The sequence below is a fragment of the Intrasporangium oryzae NRRL B-24470 genome, assembly GCF_000576595.1.
In the GTDB taxonomy this organism is placed as follows: Bacteria; Actinomycetota; Actinomycetes; order Actinomycetales; family Dermatophilaceae; genus Intrasporangium_C; species Intrasporangium_C oryzae.
In genome coordinates this window covers 1-23135 of record NZ_AWSA01000053.1, presented here as the reverse complement: position 1 = coordinate 23135, position 23135 = coordinate 1, and the positions used below count along the sequence as shown (strand labels likewise).

Below are 23135 nucleotides of genomic sequence, written 5' to 3'. Positions count from 1 at the left end.
CGGGTCGTCCTTCGACGCTCGTATGCCGCGGGGCCGGCTCGCTCAGGTGCACGTCCGTCCGGTGGTCGGCAGGGCTCGCGCCGCCTCGGCGAAGGCCGGCAGGAGCAGGGACACGGGGCCGTACGCCGACGGGGCGAGGACCTCGATCGCCGGGTCGCGGCCGTAGGTCGTCGCGGCCGTCCCGTCGCTCAGCTCGCGAACGACCCAGTCGACGCCGTCGACCGTGACGCACGGGTCGGTCGTCGGGCCGAGTGCGTCGAGTCCGCACCGGGCGATGATCGCGGGGTCACCCCAGGCGGCCGCCGAGGCGGACGCGGGCGAGGTCGCGACGCGGGCGTGTCCCGCCACGGTCGTCGGCCACCCGATCGAGCCGCACACGGGCGCCGAGGCCTGCGGGGCGAGCGCGACCTCCGGGGCGCGCGAGCAGCCGGGGAGCAGCGCGACGGCGGCGCAGAGGAGCGCCGCCGTCGCCGGACGTCTGGTCAGGGGTGCCTCAGACGTGGACGATCGTGCAGGTGAGCGTCCGGGTGATGCCCGGGACGTCCTGGAGCTTGGCGATGACGAGCCGCCCGAGGTCATCGACGTTGGAGGCCTCGACCCGGGCGATGACGTCGTAGGGGCCGGTGACGTCCTCGGCGAGCGTCACGCCGGTGATCCCGGCGATCTGCTCGGCCACAGTGGCCGCCTTGCCGACCTCGGTCTGGATCAGGATGTAGGCCTGGACCACGGGTCACCTCACTGGTGTTGAGTCGGTGTTGAGTCGGTGTTGACTCGGTCTGTGTCACGCATGTGACTGGTGCTGCGGACGCCGGATGTGCCGAAGGCGTTGCCCTGACGCTACCTTGCCTTGGGACGTTCGTCCCGAGGAAGACGTCCGCGTCGTCACAGAAGAGGTGTGATTCGTGTCAACCCGTCCGGGCCCGATGATGACGGGCGGCACGCCCCTGCGGACCCTCGACGAGGAGGACGTCCTCGCGCGGATCCTCCCGCTCCTGCCGGGGTCCCAGGCCCTCGACGTCGCGCCGGGCGACGACGCCGCCGTCGTGCAGACGGGGGCGCGGACGGTCGCGACGACGGACACGGTGGTGCTCGGACGTGACTGGCTCGACGCGTGGTCGTCCGGCGCGGACATCGGGCACAAGGTCATCACCCAGAACCTCGCCGACATCGCCGCCATGGGCGGGGAGCCGATCGGCGTGCTCCTCACCCTCGTGGCCGACCCGGAGCTGTCGCTCGAGTGGGTCGTCGACCACGCCCACGGGCTCGCCGACGAGTGCGCCGCCGCAGGGGTCGCGGTCCTCGGCGGCGACCTCTCCTCCGCCCCCGCCGGGGTCGTCATGGTCTCCGTGACGGCCCTCGGGCGACTCGAGGGTCGCCCGGTGCTCCGCTCGGGAGCGAAGCCCGGAGACCAGCTCGCGGTCTGCGGCAGCCTCGGGCTCGCCGACGCAGGACTGCGGCTGCTGCAGGCGGGCCGGGCCGAGCGGCATACCGAGGCCGTCGCGCGACAGCGGCGCCCGCGGTCACCCCTCGACCAGGGACCTCGCGCTGCCCGCGCGGGCGCGACAGCCATGCTCGACGTCTCCGACGGCCTGCTGCGCGACGGCGGGCGGATCGCCCGCGCGAGCGGAGTCGTCATCGAGATCGAGTCGGTCGCCCTCGAGCCGGACGTCGCGGCCCTCGCCGGAGCGCTCGGGGAGACCGCCGCCCTCGACTGCGTCCTCAGCGGCGGTGAGGAGCACTCGCTCCTCGCGACGTTCCCGGCGGGGACGCTGCCCGAGGGCTGGCGCCGGATCGGATCGGTTCGCTCGGCCGCGGACGGCGAGCCCCCGCGCATCCTCGTCGACGGTCACGCGGTCGCGCACACGGGCTGGGACCACTTCCGGCCGGACTGAACCTCCCGACCCGCTGAGCCCCGGGACGACGAAGGCCGGTCCCCGAGGGGAACCGGCCTGTCGGTCGTGCCTGTTGGTCGAGCGAGGGGCAGGGTCAGCGAACGACCTTGCCGGCCTTGAGGCACGAGGTGCAGACGTTGACACGCTTCGGCGTCACACCGCCCACCAGCGTCCGAACGCGCTGGATGTTGGGGTTCCAGCGGCGCTTGGTGCGGCGGTGCGAGTGCGAGATGTTGTGACCGAAGCTCGGTCCCTTGCCGCAGACGTCGCAGTTGGCAGCCACGGGTATCTCCTGAAAGTCGATGTAGACGAAAGAACTGGTGCTCCCTCCCGGGCAGACCGGGTCACACACGCGGGGCGTGCGTCACCCGCCGTGCACGAAGGGAACCGGTCAAGAGTAGCCGACGAGTCACCTCGGGCCAAAACGGCAGGATCGCCGCCGCCGACGGGGTCACGCGTACCGAGCCGCCGCCTGCACGAGTTCCACGCCGTAGGAGGGGCCGTGTGAGACGGCGTGGACCGCGAGCGGGTGGAGCTGGTGGAGGGCGACGCGCCCGACCCAGCCGTCGGGGAGCCCCGCCGCCTCGGCGTAGGCGGCCTCGACCCGTGACTGCCACGGGAAGCCGAAGAGGGCGAGCATGGCCAGGTCGGTGAGGCCGTGCCCACCGTGGGCGGCCGGGTCGATGAGCACGCCGCCCGTCGCGGTGAACACGACGTTGCCCGACCACAGGTCGCCGTGGATTCGCGCCGGCGGCCGGCCGTCGTCGAAGTCGCCCTGGGCGAGCCGGTCGCAGACACGCTCGACGATGCGGGCCCCGCCGGCGGTGAGGTGGCCGGCCTCGACGGCGCGCCGGACGAAGGGACGCACCCGCTGCTCTGCGTAGAAGAGCCCCCACGACGCGGTCGGCTCGTTGGACTGGGGCTGGCGTCCGATCCAGGCGTCGCCCGACCACCCGTCCGGTGGCGCACCGAAGGCGTCCGCACCGAGCGCATGGGTCGCCGCGAGCGCGCGGCCGAGCTCCTCGGCGGCTCTCGCGGTCGCGGCCGCCGGCTCGAGCCGCTCGAGGTCGATGTGCCGTTCGCCGACGTCGTGGACGCCGACGCACCGCGCCCCGCCGACCGGTGTCGCCTCGGAGAGCCATCCCAGGCCCGCCGCCTCGACGGCGAAGAAGCCGGCGGGTGCACCGGACCACGTCTTGCGGTGGACCCTGACCGAGGGGCTCGACACCCCACCCACGGTAGACCGGCACACACACGGCGAACAGGGTGCATGCTGGCGTCTGGGGGAGGCGCTAGCCTCCCCACCATCACGAGCAGGAGGAACTGGATGCCCGGCGCAGGACCGACGCCCGAGGAGGCACTGCAGCTCCTCGACGCCAACGCCATGCGCCGTTGGGCCGTGCTCATCCGCTCGGCGTACGCCGCTCGGCGCGCCGAGATCGATGCTCTCAACGTCTTCCCTGTGCCCGACGGCGACACGGGGACCAACCTCTTCCTCACCGTCGACGGGGCCATCGAGCGCACCCTCGCCGAGGACGACTCGCCGACGGCCGGAGAGCTTCTCGAGCGGTTTGCCGCGGCCCTCCTGTGGACGGCCCGGGGCAACTCGGGCGTCATCCTCAGCCAGCTCGCGCGTGGCTTCGGCGAGGTGTGCCGTGACGCCGTCTCCGTCGACGCTGCCGCCCTCGCGGCCGGCCTCGCCCGCGCGGACGAGCGGGCCTGGCACGCCGTGACGGACCCCAAGGAGGGGACGATCCTGTCGGTCTCGCGGGCCGCGGCCGCCGCTGCTGCCACCGCCGTCGGCGATGGCCTGTATGCCGTGTCCGCCGCCGCGCTCGAGGCCGCCCGGACCGCCCTGGCCCGGACCCCCGAACAGCTTCCCGTCCTCGCCCGCGCCGGCGTCGTCGACGCGGGCGGGGCCGGCCTCGTCATCCTCATCGAGTGCCTGGAGAGACTCTGCGCCGGTGACGACGGCCGGGTCGTCCTCAGCCTCGGGCCGACGGACCGTCGCTCGCGCTTCTGGCCGGACCCCGCGACGGCGGCCGGGGCGGTCGTCCGGCCCCTCGACTCCGATGCCGTGGCCGGCGGCGAGGGCGACACCGGGCCCGAGTACGAGGTCATGTACCTCCTCGACGCGCCCGACGAGGACGCGGTCGAGGCACTTCGGTCCCGGCTCGTCGAGCTCGGCGACTCCGTCCTCGTCGTCGGGGGCGACGGCCAGTGGAACGTCCACTGCCACGTCGACGACGCCGGCGCAGCCGTCGAGGCCGGGATCGAGGCGGGGCGTCCGCACCGGATCCGGGTGACGCGCCTGCGCACCGAGCGCGGCCTCGACCACGAGGGTGCCGCCGCCGCGCCCGACGAGTCACACGGGCGGGCCCTGCGCGAGCGCGGGGGCGGCTCGGGGATCGTCGCCTGCGCGGCCGGGGCAGGCCTTGCCGACGTCTTCCGGGCGGCGGGCGCGGTCGTGCTCGACTCGGGTCCCCGGCGGCGGGCCTCGACGGGCGCCCTCATCGACGCCGTCCGCAAGCAGCACCACCGGGGCGTCTCGGGAGTCGTCATCCTCCCGAACGACGCCGAGACCGAGCTCGCGGCGGCCGCCGCGGCGCGGGCCGTCGCCGACGAGGGAATCGACGCGCACGTCATCCGCTCGCGGACCGCGGTCCAGGGGATCGCGGCGCTCGCCGTCTTCGAGCCGGGCGCACCGGTGTCCGCGAATGTGCTTGCCATGCAGTCCGCGGCCTCGGCGACGCGGCACGGGGCCGTGACGGTCGCCTACCGGTCCGCGCTGACGAGCGGCGGACCCTGCGAGGCGGGCGACGTTCTCGGGGTCGTCGACGGCGACATCGTCATCGTCGGGTCCGACCAGGCAGCCGTCGGACGAGAGGTCGTCCACCGCCTCCTTGCGAGCGGCGGGGAGCTGCTCACCGTCGTCATCGGTGCAGACGCCCCCGCGGGGCTCGCGGCGGTGGTCTCCGCGGCGGCCCGCGACGAGCATCGCGGCGTCGAGGTGTCCCAGATCTATGGCGGGCAGCCCGTCTACTCGGTGCTGCTCGGGGTGGAGTGAGGACGGCCCGTGCTGACCGAGGACTCGCCGCTCACCAAGCTCGTCAAGAAGTCCGACGCGGAACAGCTCGGGCGCACGAAGGGGCTGCGCACCGTCGGTGACCTCTTCGAGTTCGTGCCCCGCCGCTACCTCCAGCCCGGGCAGACCACCGACCTGTCCCAGCTGCGCCCGGGCGAGGACGTCATGGTCGTCGCCGAGGTCCTCAAGGCGTCCTCGCGGGCGATGCGCAACCGCAGGGGGAAGATGCTGACGGTCGTGCTCGGCGACGAGCGGGGCAACGAGCTCGACCTCACCTTCTTCAGCGCCTACGGCCACGAGGGCAAGCTCCGTCCCGGCGCGCGGGGCTTCTTCGCGGGCACCGTCGGCGCCTACGGCCGGCGCCTGCAGCTCACGCATCCCGACTACGAGCTCTTCGAGAGCGACCGCGAGGTCGACGCCGCGGTCGAGCACTACCAGACCCACCTCATCCCGGTGTACTCCGCCACCGGGAAGATCTACTCCTTCCGCATCCGCACGATGGTCCAGGTGGCCCTCGACTCCGTCGAACGGATCCGGGAGCCCGTCCCCGACGAGGTCCGCGGGCGCCGCGGCCTGCTCGGCCGCACCGCGGCATACGAGCTCGTCCACCGTCCGCGGGTCGACGAGGAGCCGGGCCGAGGGCTCACCCGGCTCAAGTACGACGAGGCGTTCGTGCTCCAGACGATCCTCGCGCAGCGTCGCAGCGCCACCGAGGCCGAGCTCGCCACGCCCCGCCTGCCGCGACCCGGTGGCCTCCTCGCCGCATTCGACGCACGACTGCCGTTCGAGCTGACCGCCGGCCAACGCGAGGTGGGCGCCGTGCTCACGGACGAGCTCGCCCGCGACCGGCCCATGAACCGGCTGCTCCAGGGTGAGGTCGGCTCGGGCAAGACCGTCGTCGCCCTCCGCGCCATGCTGGCCGCCATCGACGCCGGTGGGCAGGCCGCACTCCTCGCCCCGACCGAGGTGCTCGCCGCCCAGCACCACCGGTCGATCACGACGATGCTCGGCGACCTCGCCGAGGGAGGGATGCTCGGCGGCGCCGACATCGGCACGAAGGTCGTCCTGCTCACCGGCAGCCAGAGCGCGCCCACCCGCAAGCGGTCCCTGCTCGACGCCGCGTCGGGCGAGGCCGGAATCGTCGTCGGCACGCACGCCCTCATTCAGAAGCACGTCCAGTTCGCCGACCTCGCGCTCGTCGTCGTCGACGAGCAGCACCGGTTCGGCGTCGAGCAGCGCGACGCCCTGCGCGAGAAGGGGGTCCGGCCGCCACACGTCCTCGTCATGACGGCCACCCCGATCCCGCGCACGGTCGCGATGACGGTGTTCGGCGACATGGAGACCTCGACCCTGAGCGAGCTCCCTCGGGGGCGCTCGCCGATCACGACCCACGTCGTCGACGCCGACCGGCCCGGCTGGGTCGAGCGCACGTGGCAACGCGTCGCGGAGGAGGTCGCCTCCGGACACCAGGCCTACGTCGTCTGCCCTCGGATCGGCGACAGCGACGCCGGTCAGAACGACGGCCCGGGCGCGCCGCTGTCGTCCGACTCCTCCGACGAGGAGGCCGGCGACTGGGACGTCGCCGAGGAGGAGGGGCCGCCGCGCGAGCTGACCGGTGTCTACACGATGCTCAACCAGCTGCGCGCCAACCCAGCCCTCGCCGGGGTGCGCATCGAGGTCCTTCACGGCCGCCTCGACGCCGACACCAAGGAGGCGACGATGCGCGCCTTCGGCGCCGGTGAGATCGACGTCCTCGTCGCGACGACGGTCATCGAGGTCGGTGTCGACGTCCCCAACGCCACCGTCATGGTCGTGGTCGATGCCGACCGCTTCGGCATCTCGCAGCTCCACCAGCTCCGCGGCCGGATCGGACGCGGCTCGGCGCCGGGTCTGTGCCTGCTCATGACCGCCGGCGCCGGCGACCGGGCCGCGGAGCGCCTCGCCGAGGTGGCGGCGACCACCGACGGCTTCGAGCTCGCCCGCGCCGACCTGCTCTTCCGCCGCGAGGGCGACGTCCTCGGCGCCCGGCAGAGCGGTCGCAGCAACTCCGTGCGCCACCTGCGCCTCGGCCGGCGCGAGGACGAGCAGATCATCGCCGACGCGCGCGAGGACGCCTTCGCGATCGTGGCGGCCGACCCCGACCTCCGCGGCCACCCGGCCCTGGCGGCCGCGGTCGCGATGCGGCTCGACGAAGAGCAGGCCGCCTACCTGGAGCGAGGCTGACATGACACGGATCATCAGCGGCGTGGCCGGGGGACGACGCCTCCAGACCCCGCCCGGGTCGTCGACCCGTCCCACCTCCGACCGGGTCCGCGAGGCGCTCTTCAGCCGCCTCGAGCATCGGGAGCTCCTCCACGGGACGCACGTCCTCGACCTGTACGCGGGCTCGGGAGCCCTGGGTCTCGAGGCCGCGAGCCGGGGAGCCGCCTCCGTCCTGCTCGTCGAGTCCCACCGGGCGGCGACGAAGGTCATCCGCGCCAACATCGCCCTCGTGGGAGTCCCCGACGTGCGCGTGCTCACCGAGACGGTCGAGCGCGCGCTGGCCGCAGGCCCGCCCGGCGGCATACCCATGGACCTCGTCCTGCTCGACCCGCCGTACGACGTCTCCGAGGAGGCGCTCGCCGGGGTCCTGGCCGCCCTGGTCGACCGCGACTGGCTCGCGCCCGAGGCCTTCGTCGTCGTCGAGCGCTCGACCCGCTCGCCGCAGCCGACGTGGCCCGAGGGCCTCGAGCTGTCGGGGGAGAAGCGCTACGGCGAGACGACGATGTGGTTCGCCGAGCCGACGCCGCGCGAGGTCGTGGCCTAGGGTTTGGGCGCCGCGCACGGCCAGCGGCTAGGTTTGGGCCGTGACGACCCCTGTGCGCCGGTGTGTCTGCCCGGGCTCCTACGACCCCGTGACCAACGGCCACGTCGACGTGATCACGCGCGCCTCCGGGCTCTTCGACGAGGTCGTCGTCGCGATCCTGCACAACCCTGTGAAGCAAGGCACGTTCACGATCGAGGAGCGCCTCGACCTCGTGCGCCAGTCTGTCGGGCACCTGCCCAACATCCGGATCGGGGCATGGGCCGACCGACTCGTCGCCGACGTCTGCCGCGACGTGGGAGCCGTGGCGATGGTCAAGGGGCTGCGCGGAGGCACCGACTTCGCCTACGAGCTGCCGATGGCCCACATGAACCACCACCTCACGGGGGTCGAGACCCTCTTCCTCGCCTCCGACCCGACCCTCCAGCACGTCTCGAGCTCCCTCATCAAGGAGGTCGTCCGTTACGGTGGCGACGTCGCCGGGCTCGTCCCCGACGTCGTCCTCGCTGCCCTTCGTGCCCGGCTCTAGCTGATTTGGGCCCACGCGGGCCCTCCGGTAGCCTTGGACGTCGGTCCACGTCCGTCTTGGCGCGGACCGAGCCCTCAACCCTGCGCAGGAGTCATGGACCGCCCCGATCCCCGTTCACCCCTGGTGCTCGACACCCGGGAGCTCGTTCGGCGACCCGGGACGATGCTGGAGCTCCACCGCGAGGTGACGTTCCCCGACGACCTCGGCACCGATGTCATCGCGATCAAGGCCGGCTCCCCGGTCGAGGTCGACGTGCGACTCGAGTCCGTCGTCGAAGGGGTCCTCGTCACGGGCTCGGTCAGCGGCACGGCGAACGGCGCCTGCGTGCGGTGCCTGGATCCCGTCGACCTCCCGGTCGAGGGGACCTTCCAGGAGCTGTTCGCCTACGCCGATCGGGCGGCGCACCACCACGAGGTGGGAGCCGACTCGGATGAGGACGAGGTGCATGAGCTCGTGGGCGACCTGATCGACCTCGAGCCCGTGCTCAGGGACGCCGTCGTGCCGACGTTGCCGTTCCAGCCGGTGTGCCGGGAGGACTGCCCGGGGCTGTGTTCCGAGTGTGGGATGCACCTCGCAGAAGACCCGGACCACCACCATGAAGTGATCGACCCACGGTGGTCGTCGCTCAGCGGACTGCTGAGCGAGGACCCGCAAGAGAAGAGGAACTGACGTGGCTGTCCCGAAGCGGAAGACGTCGCGATCCAACACCCGTTCGCGTCGCGCGAACTGGAAGGCTACGCCGACCACGCTCACCACGTGCCCCCAGTGCGGTGCCGCGGCTCAGCCGCACATCGCCTGCCCGTCCTGCGGCAGCTACAAGGGCCGTCACTACGCCGCCGCAGAGCGCACCGAGCACCAGGCCTGACCACCGCCGTGGACAACCCTGACACCCAGGGTGTTCCGGCGGTGCCGCAGCGGCCCGTCGATGCCCTGATCTCCCACCTCCACGAGGTGGTTGGCCAGGACATCGACGAGCCGCTGCTTCTGCGTGCCCTGACGCACCGCTCGTACGCCTATGAGAACGGCGGCCTGCCCAACAACGAGCGTCTCGAGTTCCTCGGCGACTCCGTCCTCGGGCTCGTCGTCACCGAGACGCTCTACCGCGAGCACCCCGACCTGGCCGAGGGGCAACTGGCCAAGCTGCGCGCCGCCGTCGTCAACATGCGCGCCCTCGCCGACGTCGCCCGCACCTTCGACCTCGGCGAGTTCGTCATGCTCGGCAAGGGCGAGGAGGCGACCGGTGGCCGCGACAAGGCCTCGATCCTCGCCGACACGATGGAGGCGCTGATCGGCACGGTGTTCCTCTCGGCGGGCATCGAGCGCGCCGCGGACTTCGTCCACCACCACTTCGACCCGCTCATCGAGGAGGCGGCGACCCTCGGGGCCGGCCTCGACTGGAAGACGAGCCTGCAGGAGATGGCCGCCGGGCACGCCCTCGGCTCGCCCGACTACCGCGTCGAGGAGCAGGGGCCCGACCACGAGAAGGAGTTCCACGCCCGCGTCGTCGTGGGCGCGGAGGTCCTCGGTGAGGGCCACGGCCGGAGCAAGAAGGAGGCCGAGCAGAAGGCCGCCAAGCAGGCGTGGCAGGCCCTCGAGGGCCGCGGCACCCCCGGCGCCGCCCCGGCCGCCGACTGAGGCGACCGTGCCGGAGCTTCCCGAGGTCGAGGTCGTCCGCCGTGGCCTCGCCGAGCACGTCGTCGGTCGTCACATCGAGCGGGTCCGGATCACCGGTGCCCGGGTCGCCCGGCGCCACGTCGCCGGGCCCGACGACCTCGCGGCACGCCTCGAGGGCGTGACCGTGACGGCGGCCTCACGCCGCGGCAAGTACCTCTGGCTCGTCCTCGACGGCGAGGACGCGCTCATCGTCCATCTCGGCATGAGCGGGCAGATGCTCGTCGAGCCCGCGGACGCACCGCTCGAGAAGCACTGCCACGCCCGCTTCGACTTCGGCGACGGGGACCCGCAGCTCCGGTTCGTCGACCAGCGGACCTTCGGTGGCCTCGCCCACTCGCCCCTCGGGGACGACGGGATCCCGCAGGCGGTCGCCCACATCGCTCCGGATCCGTTCGAGGCGGCGTTCGACGGACCGCGTGTCGTGGCCCGGATGAAGGCCCGCGACAGCGCCGTCAAGCGCGCCCTGCTCGACCAGACGCTCGTCTCCGGGATCGGCAACATCTACGCCGACGAGGCGCTCTGGCGGGCCAAGGTCCACGGCGAGCGGCTCTGCTCGCAGCTGTCCAGACCCGCCCTGACGCGCATCCTGGGCCACGCCCGGGAGGTCATGGCCGAGGCCCTGGGCCAGGGTGGGACGAGCTTCGACGCGCTCTACGTCAACGTCAACGGCGCGAGCGGCTACTTCGACCGGTCCCTGCACGCCTACGGCCGGGCCGGGACCCCCTGCGACCGGTGCGGAACCCTGATGCGCCGCGAGCAGTTCATGAACCGTTCGTCGTTCTCGTGCCCGGTGTGCCAGCCCCGTCCTCGACGGCGCGCAGCAGACGCTTGAGGGGGACCGTCGGGTCCTCGGCCGCCGCAGGGTCGATCGTCAGGCCCTTCTCGAGGCCTCGCTTGATGGCGATGTAGTCGTGCGGGCTGCCGAGGCACTCGCCGCCGACGAGCAGGCCGTCCCGGTAGCTGAGCAGGGTCATCGTCTCGGGGTCGGCGCCGCCCCGGCGGACGGTGAGGTCGGCATCGGCGACGAGCCCGGCGATCTGCAGGCGCAGGTCTGCCTGGTCGGACCAGAACCACGGCACCGTGTCGTATGCCGCCGGGTGCCCGAGCAGGGTCTCCGCGGCCGTGCGTGCCTGGTCCGTCGCGTGCGGGACGCTCTCGAGGCGGGTCGGACCCGGACGCCCCCGGAAGAAGGGGTTGGGGCCCACGGCGCAGTCGCCCGCGGCCACGGTCCGGCCGTCCGAGGCGAGGGCGTGCTCGTCGACGACGATGCCAGCGGCGCTGACCTCGAGACCGAGCGAGAGGGCGAGGTCCGTCCGGGGGACGGCGCCGACGCCGACGACGACGAGGTCGGCTGAGAGCAGGGTGCCGTCGGCCAGCTCGACGGCGCGGACGGCTCCGCCCTCATCGCCGTGGAGGGCGACCGCCTCGGTCCCGAGCAGGATCCGGGTGCCGCGTCGGGTGTGCGCCGCGAGGTAGACGTCCGAGAGCATCGGCGTGATGGCCCGGGGGAGGAGGCGCCCGGCGACCTCGACGACCGTCACGGACTTGCCCACGGCCCGGGCGCCGGCCGCCACCTCGAGACCGATGAAGCCGCCGCCGATCACGACGACCTCGCGCGCCGGCCCGAGACGCGCAGCCAGCGCGTCCGCGTCGTCGAGCGTCCGCAGGCAGTGCACGCCGAGGAGGCCGGCGCCCGGGAGGTCGAGGGCCCGGCTCACCGCCCCCGTCGTCAGGGCGAGGCGGGCGAACTCGATCGCCCGTCCCGACGCGAGCCGCGCGATGCCTCCTGTGCCTCCTGTGCCTCCGTCGACTCGGCGCTCGACGGAGGTGACGGCGTCGCCGGTGACGAGCTCAATGCCGTGCTCCGCGAGCCATTCGCGATCGCGCAGGACGAGCGTCTCGCGCGCGACCTCGCCCCGGAGGTAGCCCTTCGACAGCGGCGGCCGCTCGTAGGGGGGCGTGTCCTCGTCCCCGACGAGGACGACCGGGTCCGTGTCGCCGAGCTCGCGCAGCCGGGTCGCGAGCGACAGGCCGGCCTGCCCGGCTCCGACGACGATGGTCCCTGGGTGCGTGCGCGCCATGCCGGCCAGCCTAGGCGAGCGGTCGATGGCAGTCTGGGGCCCATGAGCGAGATCCCTCACGTCGTCGCGGTCCTCGGGCGCGGCCTCGTGGACCCTGACCAGGCCGTGGTCACCGCGGACGACCTGGGCCTGACCCGGGGCGACGGCTGCTTCGACTCCGCCCGGGTCGTGACCGACCTGGCCGGCGTGCCACTGGTCGTCGACCTCGACGACCACCTCCACCGGCTCGGCCGGTCCGCCCGAGCCATGGCGATCGACATGCCGCACCTGCTGGAGTGGACCCGGCTCGTCGAGGAGGCCCTCAGCCAGTGGTCCACGCCCGGCGAGGCGGTTCTCAAGCTGGTCCTGACCCGGGGCCGCGAGTGGCGCGGGGGTGGACCGACCGCGATGGTGACGATCACCCATCGAGGTCCCTCGGCCGTCGCGGGGAGCCCGCGAGCCATCACCGCCGTCACCCTGACGCGCGGGCACCCGTCTGACGCCTTCACCGACGCGCCATGGCTCCTCGGCGGGATCAAGACCCTGTCCTACGTCGTCAACGTCGCGGCGCAGCGCGAGGCGAGGTCGAGGGGAGCCGATGACGTCATCTTCACGACGACCGACGGCTACGCCCTCGACGGCCCCACCTCCGGGCTCCTCGTCGCCCGCGGTGGAGCCCTCCTCAGCACCCCGACCGGGGGGACCGGCATCCTCGAGTCGGTCACGGTGGCGGCGATCTTCGAGGCGGCCCGGGCCGACGGCCTCGAGACCCGCTACGAGCTCGTCCCCGTCGCGGACCTCCACACGGCCGACGGCGTCTGGCTCGTGTCGTCAGGTCGCGGCCCCGCCCTCGTCACGGCTCTCGACGGCCGCCCCCTCACCACGGCGCCGGGCCTGGCCGCGCGCGTCGCGGGCTGGGCCGGGTTCTGAACGGCCCGCACCACGGGACCCCCTGACCGAACCGTCCTCGCATCCGGCTCACAGACTTCTCGCGCACACTGCTTGACGTTTGTGCCCGACCGAGGAGAGGGATTCCGAGTGGACCGACGACCCCAGCGTCCTCGTCGACGCCACAGGCCGGCCGGGCGGCCCTCACGGGCGCACCTGCGTGACCGGCTGGCGCTCGGAGCAGCGACGGTCGCGGCGCTGGTCATCGGGGCGGCGCCGGCTGTCGGACAGTCCATCAGCGACGGGACCCCGGTCAGTGTCCCGGGGCCGGCCGCCACGGTACTCAGCGTCGACCACCATGGCCAGGGGCGCCTCGTCGAGGCCTTCGGGGACATCCACCGGGCCCGCACCATCGCGGTGATCGTGCCCGGGGTGGGATGGACCGGCCCCCTGCTCAGCGACGAGCGCGACGCCGGGCGACGGCACCCCGCCGTCCAGGCCCGCAGCCTCCTCGCCGAGATGGAGCGACTCGCGCCCGGGGTCCCGGCAGCCGTCGTCGTCTGGCTCGACTACGACCCGCCGGAGGGTCTCGGTCCCGACGCGGCGCGCTCCGACCGGGCGGTCGCCGGCGCTCCCCGGCTCGCCGCCTTCGTCGACGGGCTGCCCCACACCGCGACCGTCAGCGTCGTGTGCCACAGCTACGGGTCCGTCGTCTGCGCGCACGCCGCGCCGCACCTGGACGTCTCCTCCCTCGTCGTCGTGGGGTCGCCCGGGATGGACGTGTGGTCGCGAGCAGGCCTGCACACCTCCGCCACGGTCTGGGCCGGGATCGCACCCGGTGACCCCATCGGCGTCGTCCCCCACAGCCGGATCGACGGGTACGGCCACGCGGCCGACCCGACCGCACCGGAGTTCGGGGCGAAGGCGCTGCCCGTCGACGGCGCTCGCGGCCACAACGGCTACCTCGTCGCCGGCACAGGGTCACTCCGGGCCATCGCGCAGATCGCCATCGGCGAGGGCGCCAGGGTCCACGTCCCAGCGCCGACGGACAGCGCCACCGAGCCGGTCCTGCCCTGAGCCGGCCCGACGGTGGGTCCGTCGCCTGCGAGAATGGCGCGACCGACGCTCGAGGAGGAGCCCCGATGAGCCACGTGCCCGATGGTCCGGAGTCCGTCTTCACCTACGGCGCGCCGGCGCTCAAGTTCGGCCCCGGCTCATCCGACGAGATCGGCTTCGACCTCTCGCTCCTCGGCGCACGACGGGTCCTCGTGGTGACCGACCCAGGCGTGGCCGCGACGGGGGCGCCGGACCGCGTGGCCGAGCGGATGACGGCATACGGCATCGAGGCGGTCGTCCACGACTCTGCCCACGTCGAGCCGACCGATGCGAGCATCGCCACGGCCGTCGAGCGGGCCCGGGCGGCGGGCCCCTTCGACGCGTTCGTCGCCGTCGGCGGCGGCTCGGCCATCGACACGGCCAAGGCGGTCGACCTCCTCCTGACCAACCCGGGCGAGCTGATGGACTACGTCAACGTGCCCGTCGGCGCCGGCCGGGCGCCGGCTAGCCCGCTCGCCCCGCTCGTCGCGGTGCCGACGACGACGGGCACCGGCGCCGAGAGCACGACGATCTGCGTCCTCGACGTGCTCTCGCTCCAGGTCAAGACCGGCATCAGCCATGTCCGGCTCCGCCCGGTCCTCGCCGTCGTCGACCCCCGGCTCACGATGACCCAGCCGCCCGGCGTCACGGCGAGCGCGGGGATGGACATCCTCTGCCACGCCCTCGAGAGCTGGACGGCGCGCCCGTACACGTCCTACGAGCGCAAGGCGCCCGAGCAGCGCGTGCCCTACTGCGGCGCCAACCCGATCTCCGACATGTGGTCCGAGCGGGCGATGCGCCTCCTCTCCGGCGCGTTCCGCACCGCCGTCCGCGACGGCTCCGACGAGACGGCCCGAGGCGACATGGCGCTCGCGGCGACCTTCGCGGGGCTCGGGTTCGGCAACGCCGGTGTCCATGTCCCGCACGCCAACGCCTACCCGATCGCCGGGCGCGTCAAGGACTTCCACCCCGAGGGCTACCCCCAGGACGAGCCGATGGTGCCGCACGGGATGGCCGTCGCGTTGACCGCTCCCGAGGCGTTCCGGTGGACGTTCGACGCCTCGCCCGAGCGGCACCTCGCGGCCGCCCGCTTCCTCGACCCCACGGCCGAGCCCGGCGCCGACCCGGCCGCCCTGCTCCCGAGGGTCCTGTGTGACCTCATGCGCGACATCGGCCTGCCCGACGGCATCGGCGGGGTCGGCTACGACGCGTCGGACATCGACGGGTTGGTCGACGGCGCCCTGAAGCAGCAGCGCCTCCTCGCGACCTGCCCGAAGCCGGTTCGTGCCGACGACCTCGCCGCGATCTTCGAGCGTTCGATCCGGCTCTGGGAGTAAAGAACTGGCACACCGCCCCGCCGAGCGGCATACAGTGCCGCAGTGACGACTGCGCCGACCCCGCTGCCCCTGCCCGCCCCGACCGACTGGCTCGACTGGGTCGGGACCCGCGCCGACGAGCAGCTCGCGCGCACGCGCGAGCTCGTCGACGGGCTGAAGTCCGACCCGCCGGCCGAGCCCCTCGAGGTCCTTCGCGTGTGGAACGACGCGCAGGTCGCGCTGTCGAACGCCGCCTCGGTCGGTTCCTTCTTCTCGGAGGTCCACCCCGACAAGGCGGTGCGCGACCGCGCCGACGAGCTCATGCAGGCCGTCCAGAAGCTCGACACCGACCTCGGCCTCGACACCGAGCTGTATGCCGTCTTCGCGGGTCTCGACGGGTCCGGCCTCGATGCCGACGCGGCCCGGGTCCTCGAGCGCACCCTGCGCGACTTCAGGCGTTCGGGCGTCGACCGCGACGAGGCGACCCGCGAGCGGCTCCGCGCGTTGAGCGAGCGTGCACTGCTGCTCAGCCAGGACTTCGGCAAGAACATCCGCGAGGGCGTCCGCAGCGTCCGGCTGCGGCCGGAGCAGCTCGCCGGCATGCCCCAGGACTGGATCGACGCCCACCCGGTCGACGACGAGGGGCTCGTCACCGTGACGACCGACTACCCCGACGTCGTCCCCTTCCGGACCTTCGCCCACGACGCCGAGGCCCGTCGGGCGCTCGTGACGCAGTTCCTCACCATCGCGTGGCCCGACAACGACACCGTGCTGCGTGAGCTCTTCGCCGTGCGCCGCGAGCACGCCGAGCTCCTCGGCTACGCCACGTGGGCCGACTACGACGCCGAGGTCAAGATGATCGGTACGGGCTCCGCCATCGGCGAGTTCATCGACCGGATCACCGAGCTCGCGGCCGAGAGCGCCCTGCGCGACAAGGGCGTCCTCGTCGAGCGGCTCCGCCAGGACCGTCCCGACGCCACCGACATCGACGGCGCCGACATGGCCTACTACGCCGAGCTCGTCCGCAAGGAGCAGCTCGCCGTCGACGCGCAGCGGGTCCGCACCTATTTCCCGTTCGAGGCGGTCCGCCAGGGCCTGCTCGACGTGACCGGCCGGCTCTTCGGGCTCGAGTGGGCGCCCGTGCCCGACGCGGGCACGTGGCACGAGGAGGTCGCGTCCTACGACGTGTCCTTCGGGGGCGAGCGGATCGGCCGGATCCACCTCGACCTGCACCCGCGCGACGGGAAGTACAAGCACGCCGCCCAGTTCGACCTCGTCCGCGGCGTCGCCGGCGTCCAGCTCCCCGAGGGCGTCCTCGTCTGCAACTTCAACCGTGGGCTCCTCGAGCACGACGAGGTCGTCACGCTCTTCCACGAGTTCGGGCACCTCGTCCACCACGTCCTCGCCGGCCAGCAGGAGTGGGTGCGCTTCTCCGGGGTCGCCACGGAGTGGGACTTCGTCGAGGCACCGAGCCAGATGCTCGAGGAGTGGGCCTGGGACGCCGACGTCCTCGCGACGTTCGCGCGCAACGCCGACGGCGAGACGATCCCGGCCGAGCTCGTCCACGCGATGCGCCGCGCCGACGACTTCGGCAAGGGGTACGACGCGCGCACACAGATGTTCTACGCGGCGATGTCCTACGACTTCCACACCCGCGACACCGACGACCTGACGGCGCGCCTGCGCGAGCTCATGGCGCGCTACTCGGTCTTCCCCTACCTCGACGGCACCCACATGCACTGCGCCTTCGGCCATCTCGACGGCTACAGCTCGGCGTACTACACGTACATGTGGTCGCTCGTCATCGCCAAGGACATGTTCTCCGCGTTCGACCGGGAGGACCTGTTCGACCCCGAGATCGCGGGCGCCTACCGCGACAAGGTCCTCGCGAGGGGCGGCAGCCGCGACGCGGCCGACCTCGTCGAGGACTTCCTCGGCCGGCCCTACACCTTCGACGCGTACGCCGCCTGGCTCGCCGAGTGACCGCGGCACCGGTCACGGGATGGGCAGGTCCTTGAGCACGACCTTGGTGCCCGTATGCCGCTCCGAGAGGGTGGCGAGCGCCTGACGGACCGTCTTGGCGAACAGGTGGGACCCCTTGAGGCTCGGGTGGATCCGGTCGGCCTGCAGCTGCTCCGGGTGGTCACGGACGGCGCTCGCCCAGTCGGCGACGATGACGTTGGGACGCGTCCTCGCGATGAGGTCGAGCGTGGCGTTGTCGGTGTCGACGCGGGAGAACGGGCCCATGAGGTTGACGAGGACGACCATCCGACCGGGCCCGAGCAGGTCGAGGACCTTCTCGACCTCCGGCTCGTCGACGCCGGCGTTGGTCCCGAAGGCGAGGACGACCGCACGGCGGTTGCCGTCGCCGCGGGCCCGGATCGCGGCGAGGCCGTCGGACCAGCGCCGGTTGGACTTGGCGTCCATCCGGATCCCGGGGAAGTAGTAGGCGAGCGCGTGGACGCTGCCGACCATGATCGAGTCGCCGTAGGCGTCGATCTCGGGTCCCTTCGGCATGGTGAAGCTCGCGTTCGCCACGCCCGAAGCCAGGGTCGTGGGGGCGGCCGCGGCGGACGGCGTGGCCGAGCCCGGCCCGGTCGACATCGATGTCGACGTCGGCGCCAGCGTCGGGGCCGCGGCGCCGGCCTCGGCCGCCGCCTCGTTGGCCTCGAGCATCCGGGCCGTCTCCGACTGGTCGGGCGCCGTCAGCACGATGACGGTCGTGACGACGGCCAGCGTGGCCAGACCGGCCGCGAGGACCTGGCGGGACCGGCGCGACCAGCCGATCACGGTGCGTCCCACGTGGCGGGCCACCCCACCGAAGCCGTGGCGGCGGAACGGCGTCTCGACGGCGCGGTAGGTCAGGTCGGCGAGCGCCACCGTGACGACGACGCACCACAGGCGCGTGAGGAGGTGGCTCGTCGTGCCCGGCGCCGAGGGGTTGTCGTGGGCGACGAGGAGGATGACCGGCCAGTGCCAGAGGTAGATGGAGTAGGAGCGGGTGCCGACCCAGGTCGCGACGCGGTGGTCGGCGATCCGCTGCCAGGCCGTCGGGCCGCCCGGGTGCCGGTCGAGGACTCCGAGGACGAGGACGCCGGCGGCGACGGAGGCGACGAAGATGCCGCCGCGGAACGTCGCGGTGTGCTCGTCGTCGAGGAGGAGCAGCTCCGCGAGCAGGACCGCCCCTGCCAGCGGGACGGCATACAGGCCGACGCGCCCCCAGCCCGAGGGGACGATCCGCGGGGCCAGGGCCGGGGATGCCCAGGCGAACGCGAGCGCGGCACCGACCATGAGGCCCATGAGGTGGGTGTCGGTCCCGTAGTAGACGCGCGTCCCGTCGGCACCGGGGGAGTAGAGGACCGCCATGAGGACCGTCGACAGGGCGGCGAGCGCGGCCGCGAACCCGACCCGGGCGCGCCCCGGCGCGAGGCGGACCAGCAGGAGGACGGTCAGCGGCCAGAGGAGGTAGAACTGCTCCTCGACCGCGAGCGACCAGAAGTTCATGAACAGCTGCGGGGCCGTCTCGTCGAAGTAGCTCGACCCGGCCGCGATCTCGACCCAGTTCGTCGAGAAGGTCAGCGCGCCGGCGATCTGGCGCCCGACGTGGACGAGCAGGTCACCGCTGACGAGGCGGGCGATGAGGACGCTCGCCGTGACGCAGAGGACGAGGGCGGGCAGCAGGCGTCGGGCCCGGCGGGCCCAGAACGCCCCGAACGCGATGCGTCCGGTGCTCTCGTGCTCGCGAACGAGGAGGGTCGTGATGAGGAACCCCGAGACGACGAAGAACACGTCGACGCCGAGGAAGCCTCCGGGCAGCCAGGGGGCGTTGAGATGGAAGACGAGGACGGCGACGATCGCCAGGGCGCGGATGCCGTCGAGCCCCTCGATGCGGGGCGGGCGGCGGCCACGCGAGCGCATGGCAGGGCGGCGGTCGGCGTTGCCGATGGGGGTCTGCACCGACGTCGTCACGTCGCTCCCTCCTGCCGCCGGCAGCGTGGGAGGTCACTGCCGTGCCCTCCTGTGAGCATAGGGACGGGCGTGGCGCACGTGGTGGAGGCACGCGGCATACGGTGGGGTCGTGGAGCGTGAGGAGAGCCAGTCGTCCGCAGCCCGGGACGTCGCGCGGGTCGCGATCTTCGTCCGTGGCCGGGTCCAGGGGGTGGGCTTCCGCTGGTGGACCCGGGCGCGGGCCCTCGAGCTCGGGCTCGTCGGCCATGCGCGCAACCTGGCCGACGGGCGGGTCGAGGTCGTGGCGCAGGGGTCGCCCGAGGCGCTCGCACGCCTCGAGACGCTGCTGCGCGAGCAGCCCTCGACGAGCCGCCGACCGGGTCACGTCGAGGGCCTCGTGGTCCAGCAGCACGTCCCGAGGGACGGAATCGCCGGATTCACGGAACGGTGAGCGACCTAGGCTGGCGCCCGTGACTGACGACGCGCCCGAGGTCCCCGCAGAGCTCTCCCGCCTGCGGAGCAGCATCGACAACATCGACGCCGCGCTCGTCCACCTGCTCGCCGAGCGCTTCAAGTGCACCCAGCAGGTCGGCCGGCTCAAGGCCGAGTGGCACCTCCCGCCCGCGGACCCGGCGCGGGAGGAGCGCCAGATCGCCCGTCTGCGCACCCTCGCCCACGACGCCGGGCTCGACCCCGTCTTCGCCGAGAAGTTCCTCGGCTTCATCATCGCGGAGGTCATCCACCACCACGAGCGGATCGCGTCCGGCGACGAGTAGCCGGCTGCCGGCGGGAGGCCGTCAGTAGAGGGTCGCCTCCTGCCGCGCGGCGAGGGCGGCGTCGTACTCCGCCGCGTCGGCCGCCGACGCGAAGCCGCCCGCCTCGAGCGTCATCTCACCCGGCGTGGGCAACGCCGCGCGGCCCGCGGGAACCCCGTCCCAGAGGCGGCTGCGCCGGATCGCCCGTGCGCACTGGAAGTAGGCGCGCTCGACGGTGACGACGAGGACGGAGGCCGGCAGGGTTCCCTTGACCTCGTGACGCGCGAGCTCCTCGGGGTCGGTCGAGACGACAGCCGTGCCGCGCACCCGCAGCTCCTCGCCGTGGCCGGGGACGAGGAAGAGCAGGCCGATCCGCGGGTCGGCGACGACGTTGCGCAGCGTGTCGAGGCGGTTGTTGCCGCGGCGGTCGGGGACGACCAGGGTGCGCTCGTCGCGCACGGCCACGAAGCCGGGCCGGTCGCCCCGCGGCGACTGGTCGAGGCCGCCGTCGCCGACGGTCGCGATGACGACGAAGGGCGATGCGGCGATGATCCTGGCCTGGCTCGACGTGATCGTCGCCGACTCCTTGGCGAGCGCCGGCCCCGTCGGGGCGGTCGGGTAGACCTCGAGCAGCCGGTCGAGCGTGGTCACGATGTGCGGGTCGGTGGTGGTCACGGCGCCAGCGTATGCCGCCGTCCCCGCCCCCTCGCCTCCCCGGTCCGCGCGCGGCGGGCTAGTACGCTGGCCGGGATCGTCGCTGGCTGGACAAAGGAAATCTCGGGTCGTGTACGTCAAGAGCCTCACCCTGAAGGGCTTCAAGTCCTTCGCCTCGGCGACCCACCTGCGTCTCGAACCGGGCATCACGTGCATCGTCGGACCCAACGGCTCGGGGAAGTCCAACGTCGTCGACGCCCTCGCCTGGGTGATGGGGGAGCAGGGTGCCAAGTCGCTCCGCGGCGGAAAGATGGAGGACGTCATCTTCGCCGGCACCGCCGGCCGGGCGCCGCTCGGCCGCGCCGAGGTCGCGCTGACGATCGACAACACCGACGGGGCCCTGCCGATCGACTACACCGAGGTGACGATCGCGCGGACGATGTTCCGCAACGGCGGGTCCGACTACGCCATCAACGGCACGGCCTGCCGTCTGCTCGACATCCAGGAGCTCCTCTCCGACAGCGGCATCGGCCGCGAGATGCATGTCATCGTCGGCCAGGGCCAGCTCGACACCGTCCTGCGGGCGACGCCGGAGGAGCGTCGCGGCTTCATCGAGGAGGCCGCCGGGGTCCTCAAGCACCGCAAGCGCAAGGAGCGCGCCCTGCGCAAGCTCGAGACGATGGAGGCCAACCTCACCCGGGTCCAGGACCTCACGGGCGAGATCCGCCGCCAGCTCGGCCCGCTCGGCCGCCAGGCGGAGACGGCGCGCAAGGCGGCCGTCATCCAGACCGATGCCCGCGACGCCCGGCTGCGGCTGCTCGCCGACGACCTCGTCCAGCTGACCTCGACGCTCGAGCAGGAGGTCGCCGACGAGTCGGCCCTCATCCAGCGCCGCTCCGAGGTCGAGGAGTCGATGCGCGACCTGGCGGAGCGCCTCGCGGTCCTCGAGGAGGCGGCCGAGCAGGCGCGGCCGGCCCTGACCCGGGCCCAGGACGAGTACGTCTCCCTGGGCCGGCTCGTCGAGCGCATGTCGGCCACCCTCTCCCTCGCGGCCGAGCGCGTGCGCCTGCTGAGCCAGGACGACGCCGAGGAGGCCGGCGCCTCGAGCCGCGACCCGGAGCAGCTGCGGGCCCAGGCCGCCCAGGTCCGCCAGCAGGAGCGCGAGCTGCTCGAGGAGGTCGCCGAGGTGACGGCGGCCCTCGAGGCCGCGGTCCTCGCGTGCACCGATGCCGAGCGCGCCCACGCCGAGGAGCTCTCCCGGATCGCCCGGGCCTCGCGGATCGCCGCGGACCGTCGGGAGGGCCTCGCCAAGCTCGGCGGTCAGGTCGGCGCCAGGGCCTCCCGGATCGAGGCCCGAGAGGCCGAGATCGGACGGCTGCGCTCCACGGCCGAGCAGGCCGCAGCCCGCGCCGCCGAGGCCGAGCGGGAGTTCGCCCGCCTCGAGGCGAGCGTCGCCCACGACGAGGAGGGTGAGGAAGACCTCGACACCGCCTACGAGGAGGCCGCCGCGCGCCTCGAGGACGCGGAGGCGGAGCTCGCCCGCTGGAAGGATGCGGAGTCGACCGCCGAGCGGGCCCGAACCGGTGCGGCGGCCAGAGTCGAGGCGCTCGAGCTCAGCCTGAGCCGCAGGGACGGCGCGGCCGTCCTGCTCGCCGCGGCCGACGAGGCCCACGGCATCATCGGCTCGGTGGCCTCCCTGGTCATCGTCGAGCCCGGCCTCGAGAACGCCGTCGCGGCGGCCCTCGGCCACGCCGCCGAGGCGCTTGCCGTGCCTTCCCTCGAGGCCGCGTCCGCGGCGATCGACACGCTGCGCGCCGACGACGGCGGCCAGGTGAGTCTCCTCGTGCCCGAGTCGGCCACGCCCGTCGACCCCGGCTCGTGGCCGTCGATCGACGGTGGGGCGCGGTGGGCCCGCGACGTCGTCGACTGCCCGGCGGCGGTGCGCCCGGCCGTCGACCAGGTCCTCGACCGCGTCGCCCTCGTCGACGATGCGCCCTCGGCCCGCGCCCTCGTCCTCGCGCATCCCGGGGTGACGGCCGTGACCCGCGACGGTGACGTCTTCGCTCCGGGCACGGTCCGTGGCGGCAGCAGCTCCGCGCCGAGCCTCATCGAGCTGCAGGCCGCGCACGATGCCGCCCGTGCCCAGCTCGCCGAGGCGACCCGGGCCGCCGAGCAGGCGCGCTTCGAGGCGGCCGCGGCCGAGGCGCGACGGGCGGAGATCAACGAGGTCGTCGAGTCCGCGCTCGAGCGGCTCCACGAGAGCGACGCGCGCATGTCGGCCATCGCCGAGAAGCTCGGCTCGCTCGGGCAGACCCTGCGCATCGCCCGCGCCGAGGTCGAGCGCACCGAACGGGCGATCGCCGACGCCCGGGCCGCCCTCGAGACCGACCAGGCCGAGCACGAGGCCCTCCTCGAGCGACTCGAGGCTGCGAGCGG

The 23135-nt window shown here is 73.4% G+C and carries 23 protein-coding genes; 16 read left to right on the top strand and 7 right to left on the bottom strand.

Features of this window, described 5'->3' with window-relative positions:
- Positions 1 to 42: 42 nt before the first annotated feature.
- Both N865_RS18190 and N865_RS18185 read right to left on the bottom strand, forming a co-directional pair.
- Positions 43 to 348 (bottom strand): DUF3515 family protein, encoded by a 306-nt coding sequence (locus N865_RS18190; protein ID WP_322786070.1) that lies wholly within the window; start codon positions 346 to 348, stop codon positions 43 to 45.
- Positions 349 to 493: 145 nt separating this feature from the next.
- Entirely contained in the window at positions 494 to 727 is a 234-nt protein-coding gene (locus N865_RS18185) for an Lrp/AsnC family transcriptional regulator (RefSeq protein ID WP_034809038.1), read from the bottom strand.
- 196 nt (positions 728 to 923) lie between these two features.
- On the opposite strand from N865_RS18185, the gene thiL reads away from it, so the two are divergent.
- On the top strand, positions 924 to 1892 hold the full coding sequence (thiL, locus tag N865_RS18180; RefSeq protein ID WP_084328364.1) for a thiamine-phosphate kinase: 969 nt from the start codon (positions 924 to 926) through the stop codon (positions 1890 to 1892).
- A 94-nt stretch (positions 1893 to 1986) separates the two neighbouring features.
- Here the strand turns inward: thiL and rpmB are convergent, their stop codons facing one another.
- Both rpmB and N865_RS18170 read right to left on the bottom strand, forming a co-directional pair.
- Positions 1987 to 2175, bottom strand: a complete 189-nt coding sequence (gene rpmB / locus N865_RS18175) for a 50S ribosomal protein L28 (RefSeq protein WP_034809037.1) — start codon at positions 2173 to 2175, stop codon at positions 1987 to 1989.
- A gap of 168 nt (positions 2176 to 2343) precedes the next feature.
- The gene (locus tag N865_RS18170) at positions 2344 to 3129 is read right to left on the bottom strand and encodes a fructosamine kinase family protein (protein WP_051510986.1); all 786 of its coding nucleotides are present in this window, start codon (positions 3127 to 3129) and stop codon (positions 2344 to 2346) included.
- Between the two features lie 90 nt (positions 3130 to 3219).
- On the opposite strand from N865_RS18170, the gene N865_RS18165 reads away from it, so the two are divergent.
- The 8 genes from N865_RS18165 (at position 3220) to mutM (ending at position 10815) form a co-directional block, all read left to right on the top strand.
- Positions 3220 to 4959 (top strand): DAK2 domain-containing protein, encoded by a 1740-nt coding sequence (locus tag N865_RS18165; RefSeq protein WP_034809033.1) that lies wholly within the window; start codon positions 3220 to 3222, stop codon positions 4957 to 4959.
- Positions 4960 to 4968: 9 nt separating this feature from the next.
- The gene (locus tag N865_RS18160) at positions 4969 to 7200 is read left to right on the top strand and encodes an ATP-dependent DNA helicase RecG (RefSeq protein ID WP_034809031.1); all 2232 of its coding nucleotides are present in this window, start codon (positions 4969 to 4971) and stop codon (positions 7198 to 7200) included.
- A gap of 1 nt (position 7201) precedes the next feature.
- The gene (gene rsmD / locus N865_RS18155; RefSeq protein ID WP_034809029.1) at positions 7202 to 7783 is read left to right on the top strand and encodes a 16S rRNA (guanine(966)-N(2))-methyltransferase RsmD; all 582 of its coding nucleotides are present in this window, start codon (positions 7202 to 7204) and stop codon (positions 7781 to 7783) included.
- Positions 7784 to 7823: 40 nt separating this feature from the next.
- Positions 7824 to 8309: a pantetheine-phosphate adenylyltransferase gene (gene coaD, locus N865_RS18150; protein ID WP_084328363.1), complete on the top strand. Its 486-nt coding sequence runs from the start codon at positions 7824 to 7826 to the stop codon at positions 8307 to 8309.
- 93 nt (positions 8310 to 8402) lie between these two features.
- Positions 8403 to 8978, top strand: coding sequence for a YceD family protein (locus tag N865_RS18145; RefSeq protein ID WP_034809024.1), 576 nt, complete (start codon positions 8403 to 8405; stop codon positions 8976 to 8978).
- 1 nt (position 8979) lies between these two features.
- Positions 8980 to 9174, top strand: a complete 195-nt coding sequence (rpmF, locus tag N865_RS22395) for a 50S ribosomal protein L32 (RefSeq protein WP_084328362.1) — start codon at positions 8980 to 8982, stop codon at positions 9172 to 9174.
- Positions 9175 to 9182: 8 nt separating this feature from the next.
- Positions 9183 to 9944, top strand: a complete 762-nt coding sequence (gene rnc, locus N865_RS18140; RefSeq protein ID WP_245603836.1) for a ribonuclease III — start codon at positions 9183 to 9185, stop codon at positions 9942 to 9944.
- Between the two features lie 7 nt (positions 9945 to 9951).
- Complete coding sequence (mutM, locus tag N865_RS18135) at positions 9952 to 10815, top strand: bifunctional DNA-formamidopyrimidine glycosylase/DNA-(apurinic or apyrimidinic site) lyase (protein WP_034809022.1); 864 nt, start codon at positions 9952 to 9954, stop codon at positions 10813 to 10815.
- Here mutM and N865_RS18130 read toward each other — a convergent pair.
- A complete protein-coding gene (locus N865_RS18130; protein WP_051510984.1) occupies positions 10745 to 12064 on the bottom strand; it encodes an NAD(P)/FAD-dependent oxidoreductase in 1320 nt (439 codons plus the stop codon). The genes mutM and N865_RS18130 overlap by 71 nt on opposite strands.
- A gap of 42 nt (positions 12065 to 12106) precedes the next feature.
- Here N865_RS18130 and N865_RS18125 point away from each other — a divergent pair, with 42 nt between their 5' ends.
- The 4 genes from N865_RS18125 to N865_RS18110 all read left to right on the top strand — a co-directional run bounded on the left by N865_RS18125 (position 12107) and on the right by N865_RS18110 (position 17325).
- Complete coding sequence (locus N865_RS18125; RefSeq protein ID WP_084328361.1) at positions 12107 to 12973, top strand: aminodeoxychorismate lyase; 867 nt, start codon at positions 12107 to 12109, stop codon at positions 12971 to 12973.
- Between the two features lie 108 nt (positions 12974 to 13081).
- The gene (locus N865_RS18120) at positions 13082 to 14008 is read left to right on the top strand and encodes an alpha/beta hydrolase (protein ID WP_051510981.1); all 927 of its coding nucleotides are present in this window, start codon (positions 13082 to 13084) and stop codon (positions 14006 to 14008) included.
- A 65-nt stretch (positions 14009 to 14073) separates the two neighbouring features.
- On the top strand, positions 14074 to 15363 hold the full coding sequence (locus N865_RS18115) for a hydroxyacid-oxoacid transhydrogenase (protein WP_034809020.1): 1290 nt from the start codon (positions 14074 to 14076) through the stop codon (positions 15361 to 15363).
- Between the two features lie 42 nt (positions 15364 to 15405).
- Positions 15406 to 17325, top strand: a complete 1920-nt coding sequence (locus tag N865_RS18110) for a M3 family metallopeptidase (protein WP_034809019.1) — start codon at positions 15406 to 15408, stop codon at positions 17323 to 17325.
- Positions 17326 to 17337: 12 nt separating this feature from the next.
- Here the strand turns inward: N865_RS18110 and N865_RS18105 are convergent, their stop codons facing one another.
- Positions 17338 to 19311 (bottom strand): acyltransferase family protein, encoded by a 1974-nt coding sequence (locus N865_RS18105; RefSeq protein WP_051510977.1) that lies wholly within the window; start codon positions 19309 to 19311, stop codon positions 17338 to 17340.
- Positions 19312 to 19420: 109 nt separating this feature from the next.
- Between N865_RS18105 and N865_RS18100 the strand changes: the two genes are divergently transcribed.
- Together N865_RS18100 and N865_RS18095 are read left to right on the top strand one after the other, a co-directional pair.
- Positions 19421 to 19741, top strand: coding sequence for an acylphosphatase (locus tag N865_RS18100; RefSeq protein WP_034809017.1), 321 nt, complete (start codon positions 19421 to 19423; stop codon positions 19739 to 19741).
- Between the two features lie 19 nt (positions 19742 to 19760).
- The gene (locus N865_RS18095) at positions 19761 to 20066 is read left to right on the top strand and encodes a chorismate mutase (protein WP_245603835.1); all 306 of its coding nucleotides are present in this window, start codon (positions 19761 to 19763) and stop codon (positions 20064 to 20066) included.
- Positions 20067 to 20087: 21 nt separating this feature from the next.
- Here the strand turns inward: N865_RS18095 and N865_RS18090 are convergent, their stop codons facing one another.
- The gene (locus N865_RS18090) at positions 20088 to 20720 is read right to left on the bottom strand and encodes an MSMEG_1061 family FMN-dependent PPOX-type flavoprotein (protein ID WP_034809015.1); all 633 of its coding nucleotides are present in this window, start codon (positions 20718 to 20720) and stop codon (positions 20088 to 20090) included.
- A 109-nt stretch (positions 20721 to 20829) separates the two neighbouring features.
- Here N865_RS18090 and smc point away from each other — a divergent pair.
- On the top strand, positions 20830 to 23135 hold a 2306-nt coding region (gene smc / locus N865_RS18085; RefSeq protein WP_034809012.1), incomplete at its 3' end, for a chromosome segregation protein SMC.

Coding starts and splice junctions, on each gene's coding strand:
- thiL (WP_084328364.1), top strand. CDS start 924: ATGATGACGGGCGGCACGCCCCTGCGGACCCTCGACGAGGAGGACGTC.
- N865_RS18165 (WP_034809033.1), top strand. CDS start 3,220: ATGCCCGGCGCAGGACCGACGCCCGAGGAGGCACTGCAGCTCCTCGAC.
- rsmD (WP_034809029.1), top strand. CDS start 7,202: ATGACACGGATCATCAGCGGCGTGGCCGGGGGACGACGCCTCCAGACC.
- N865_RS18145 (WP_034809024.1), top strand. CDS start 8,403: ATGGACCGCCCCGATCCCCGTTCACCCCTGGTGCTCGACACCCGGGAG.
- N865_RS18130 (WP_051510984.1), bottom strand. CDS start 12,064: ATGGCGCGCACGCACCCAGGGACCATCGTCGTCGGAGCCGGGCAGGCC.
- N865_RS18125 (WP_084328361.1), top strand. CDS start 12,107: ATGAGCGAGATCCCTCACGTCGTCGCGGTCCTCGGGCGCGGCCTCGTG.
- N865_RS18115 (WP_034809020.1), top strand. CDS start 14,074: ATGAGCCACGTGCCCGATGGTCCGGAGTCCGTCTTCACCTACGGCGCG.